Genomic DNA, 3,732 nt, shown 5'->3' with positions numbered 1-3,732 from the left:
CTGGGAAGAGATGGCAAGGAAAACCATCGTCAAGCGGGCAAGCAAATACTGGCCGCGTGCAGAGCGTCTTGATAGCGCTATTCACGTAATTAACGAAGATGAAGGAATTCACACAGAGCCAGTGATGGCTTACACAACCGAAGAAAAAATAGTCGAAGACGAATCACAACGTCAGCAGCGGTTTGAAAAAGAACTGGCCGAACTTTGCGACAAGATGCCGCTGGCAGAAAGCATGAACGAACTCAAAAAGCTTTTTCAGGCGGCCTACAAAATGACTTCCGGCATGCCTCACCAGAAAAATGTTCAGTCAATTTACGCCGACGCCAAAAATAAACTGGAGATTACACAATGACAGCTCTCTATCAGATAGCTAACGATTACGCGAAACTAATTGATGAAGATTTCGACCCTGAGTTTATTGCTGACACACTTGATGGCATGTCAGGAGAGCTTAGCGACAAAGTAGAGCAATTGCTGGCTATATGCAAAAACCAGTCGGCTTATTCTGAGGCTCTAAAAGAAGAAGGCCGGCGATTTACTGAACGGGCTAAAACAGAAGAAAACCGCGTCGCCAGCATTAAAGAGTACATAGCTCGCTCTCTTGAAACTGCCGGTATGAAATCTATGAAAGCTGGTTTGCAGCAGGTGACCGTGAGAGCACCATCAAAATCAGTGGAAATTACAGATGCTGGCTCTATTCCGTCTGAATTTGTCGAGTACGAAACAACAATAAAACCCGATAAATTAGCCATCAAAAAACAACTTGAAGCAGGAATTACTATCCCTGGGGCACAGATAAAGCTTGGAAAACCGACGCTGTTAATAAAGTGATGACCTATGAAGAAAATACCCTTCTACCGACGTGGAGGGGCCAGGACGGGTTTAAAAGAATTACTGCACTGGCATCTGTCAAAGGGACCAGCGACAGCAACGGAATTAGCTGAAAAGTTTGGCATGACGCCGGACGAGGTGAAAAAGAAAATCAGGGATTTGTTCCGCATTGGAACGGCAACGGTCAGGGAAGACCAAGTAAACAGCGAAACTATTTTCACGCTCACAGCAACAGCCAGGCGCACAGTCAGCAAAACCAGTCCTTCTCTACACGTCAGCCAGCGCTCGCCAACCGGCGACGACATCAAACAAAAACACATCGAAGCAGCAGCCCGGAGACGCCGTCTAATTGCGGCTGGTCTCTATCTGCCTGCGGGAGACTAATCATGACAGAACACACATCATCAATATCATCAGTAGATGCAGCGTTTGCTGCTTTGAAAGCGGCGGGCATTAGCGAAGGGACTATCGAGCAGGGAATTAAAGAGTTGGTGCATCAGCGGGATGCGGTGGCGTTGAAGATTTCAGAGTTACAGCCTGCCGGTAATTTGCTCGCACAAGAACTGCATGCCGTGACAGACCCCATTGAGGAAGACGCTGCTGAATTGCTGAGTGCATGTGAAACTTGGTGGGATATTCAGAAAACCGATGTTAGTGGCGCTATTCGCACGATTGAAGCGCGGGGAGTGGAGAAGTTTGTCGATAGCAGGCGGCCAGCATGGAATGGCACTACCGAGGCCGCATTGAAGTTCGCCGCCCGCCTACGCAACGGGGAGGCTGAATAGATGATTACCATTACTCTGAATAAAATCCGCGCTAAATCACCATGCAAATCTGGCTGGGCAAATGTCCTGCGCGCACACGAACATCTCGGTATGGATACCGAATTTCCGCTGGCATCGGTACTAGATAGCAATGACCTTGCAGACACGATTTGGTGTTTTGAATGCCTGCCAGAATACAACTGGCTGTGGCGTAAATATGCCACATGGTGTGCCGCTCAGGTTGAGCATCTGATGACAGATGAGCGTAGTAAATACGCACTGCGCGTTTCGTGGCGTCACAGCGATGGCCAGGCAACTGATGAAGAACTGGCTGCTGCGTGGGATGCTGCGTGGGATGCTGCGAGGGATGCTGCGAGGGATGCTGCGAGGGATGCTGCGTGGGATGCTGCGAGGGATGCTGCGAGGGATGCTGCGTGGGATGCTGCGTGGGATGCTGCGAGGGATGCTGCGAGGGATGCTGCGAGGGATGCTGCGTGGGATGCTGCGTGGGATGCTGCGAGGGATGCTGCGTGGGATGCTGCGAGGGCTGCTCAGCAGAAAAAACTGGTAGAAATCCTCACCGCTGGTGAATGGGTTGGGGTCGTGCCGTTTGATGATTTTGTGGCTGAGGCTAAGCAGGGAGGCGACCATGCGTGAGCGCCCTATTCTCAAGCCGTGCCCGTTCTGTGGTGCAGGTGAGGCAAGTTTTGATCACATGACACATTGGACGGGCCAGCGTTCAGTAATCGTGAATTCAACATTACGGCACTGGTGCGAAAGCGAAGATACTCGACACCCGCTAATTACTATCACGCGCTCAAACGATGATGACTGTATTGCTGTGTGGAATAAGCGCATCGGGGGTGACGTGTGAGCAAACCGATTCTTGATATGTGCTGCGGAAGTCGGATGTTCTGGCTAAACAAGTCTGATCCGCGCGCCGTGTTCACTGATATTAGACGCGAATCTCACACGCTATGTGACGGCCGATCGCTGCATATTGCGCCAGATGTAATAGCCGATTTTCGCGCCCTGCCGTTCGCCGATAACTCGTTTGCTCAGGTGGTGTTTGACCCGCCGCATCTGGAACGCGCCGGTGAGAATGGCTGGATGCGCAAAAAATATGGCGCGCTGAATCGCGAAACGTGGCAGGACGATATCAGGCAGGGATTCACTGAGGCGTTCAGACTATTGCGGACGCAGGGCACTCTCATATTCAAGTGGAATGAAACACAAATACCGGCAAGCAAAATTATTGCTCTTACTGACCAGCAACCTTCTGTATGGCAGCGCACTGGTAAAAGCGACAAAACCCACTGGATACTGTTTTTGAAAGGAGCCGAGCAATGATTAGCGCAGCAAAATGCGGGGCAGCAAAACAAATTATTTTTTACGTAAATGAGGCTTCGGCGGAATGTATCGAGGGCCGCAGATCATATCTGGAAAATGGTCTGTTGCCACGATTGAAAGAGGGGCTTTTAACAATGAACTCCTGGAAAGAAAAAAATGAAGACGATCTGGAACTTATCGCCATATACCAAAAGGGCGTTGATTTTCTGACCGATGCATTGAAACGGGAGTCCGCCTCATGACCCGCCCATACGACAAAAAAAGCAGCGACGCGGAAATGGATAAATTCGAAGCCTGGTTTGTGTCGTACCGGCCAGACTGGAGTCGTAACGATATCCTACGAATTCCATACCACAAAGAAATGGGTTACGCGTCTTCCTATATGCAGGCTGTCTGGAAAGGATGGCAGGCACGCAGCAAATTGAAGGAGCTAGCATGAAAATTAAATCAGAAATTGAGCGATGCCGTAGAATTTGCGACAACGCGTCGAGTGTTTTTCACTGCTCCACGGTTAGAAAATTAATTGAGCACATCGACGCCCAGGCGGCGCGGATTGCTGAAATCATAGAAGTAAAACAGTTGATGACTGAAAAGGTTGAGGGTCTTAAAAGGGAACTTTGGGACAGCAAGCAACTTGTTGAGGCTAAATCTTGGTCAAAACTCGAATTAATGGAAGAGGTATCCACCCTAAAATCCAATCATATCAAATCGAATATGCATATGGGGGAGACGATAAGGGAGCTTGAACAACGAGCCGAAACAGCAGAGAAAGAGCTGGCGGCGCTGC

General features: G+C 49.7%; 8 protein-coding genes and 1 pseudogene. All 9 read left to right on the top strand.

Annotated features, from left to right (window positions below; genetic code table 11):
• Window positions 1-352, top strand: a pseudogene (locus BTJ39_RS24000) (DNA recombinase); the annotation flags it as partial.
• On the top strand, window positions 349-831 hold the full coding sequence (locus tag BTJ39_RS23995) for a siphovirus Gp157 family protein (protein WP_078005174.1): 483 nt from the start codon (window positions 349-351) through the stop codon (window positions 829-831). The pseudogene BTJ39_RS24000 and the gene BTJ39_RS23995, both read left to right, overlap by 4 nt.
• 6 nt (window positions 832-837) lie before the next feature.
• Window positions 838-1,215, top strand: a complete 378-nt coding sequence (locus tag BTJ39_RS23990) for a hypothetical protein (protein ID WP_078005173.1) — start codon at window positions 838-840, stop codon at window positions 1,213-1,215.
• Window positions 1,216-1,217: 2 nt separating this feature from the next.
• A complete protein-coding gene (locus BTJ39_RS23985; RefSeq protein ID WP_078005172.1) occupies window positions 1,218-1,616 on the top strand; it encodes a hypothetical protein in 399 nt (132 codons plus the stop codon).
• Complete coding sequence (locus BTJ39_RS25050) at window positions 1,617-2,252, top strand: hypothetical protein (RefSeq protein ID WP_078005171.1); 636 nt, start codon at window positions 1,617-1,619, stop codon at window positions 2,250-2,252. It abuts the gene before it with no gap.
• Entirely contained in the window at window positions 2,209-2,469 is a 261-nt protein-coding gene (locus BTJ39_RS25515) for a Lar family restriction alleviation protein (protein WP_422386065.1), read from the top strand. Before BTJ39_RS25050 ends, BTJ39_RS25515 begins: the two co-directional genes overlap by 44 nt.
• Before the next feature lie 17 nt (window positions 2,470-2,486).
• Complete coding sequence (locus BTJ39_RS23975; protein ID WP_078005170.1) at window positions 2,487-2,945, top strand: class I SAM-dependent methyltransferase; 459 nt, start codon at window positions 2,487-2,489, stop codon at window positions 2,943-2,945.
• Complete coding sequence (locus BTJ39_RS23970) at window positions 2,942-3,187, top strand: hypothetical protein (RefSeq protein ID WP_078005169.1); 246 nt, start codon at window positions 2,942-2,944, stop codon at window positions 3,185-3,187. The genes BTJ39_RS23975 and BTJ39_RS23970 overlap by 4 nt, the downstream gene beginning before the upstream one ends.
• A 193-nt stretch (window positions 3,188-3,380) precedes the next feature.
• A partial coding sequence (locus tag BTJ39_RS23960; RefSeq protein WP_139356416.1) for a hypothetical protein occupies window positions 3,381-3,732 on the top strand: 352 nt, incomplete at its 3' end.

The organism is Izhakiella australiensis (assembly GCF_002006995.1).
Lineage (GTDB): Bacteria > Pseudomonadota > Gammaproteobacteria > Enterobacterales > Enterobacteriaceae > Izhakiella > Izhakiella australiensis.
This window is presented reverse-complemented; position numbering and strand designations above follow the sequence as displayed.

Excerpts from the sequence above, each read along its gene's own strand:
- BTJ39_RS23970 (WP_078005169.1), top strand. The coding sequence starts at position 2,942 with ATGATTAGCGCAGCAAAATGCGGGGCAGCAAAACAAATTATTTTTTAC.
- BTJ39_RS25050 (WP_078005171.1), top strand. The coding sequence starts at position 1,617 with ATGATTACCATTACTCTGAATAAAATCCGCGCTAAATCACCATGCAAA.
- BTJ39_RS23995 (WP_078005174.1), top strand. The coding sequence starts at position 349 with ATGACAGCTCTCTATCAGATAGCTAACGATTACGCGAAACTAATTGAT.
- BTJ39_RS23985 (WP_078005172.1), top strand. The coding sequence starts at position 1,218 with ATGACAGAACACACATCATCAATATCATCAGTAGATGCAGCGTTTGCT.
- BTJ39_RS23990 (WP_078005173.1), top strand. The coding sequence starts at position 838 with ATGAAGAAAATACCCTTCTACCGACGTGGAGGGGCCAGGACGGGTTTA.
- BTJ39_RS23975 (WP_078005170.1), top strand. The coding sequence starts at position 2,487 with ATGTGCTGCGGAAGTCGGATGTTCTGGCTAAACAAGTCTGATCCGCGC.
- BTJ39_RS25515 (WP_422386065.1), top strand. The coding sequence starts at position 2,209 with ATGATTTTGTGGCTGAGGCTAAGCAGGGAGGCGACCATGCGTGAGCGC.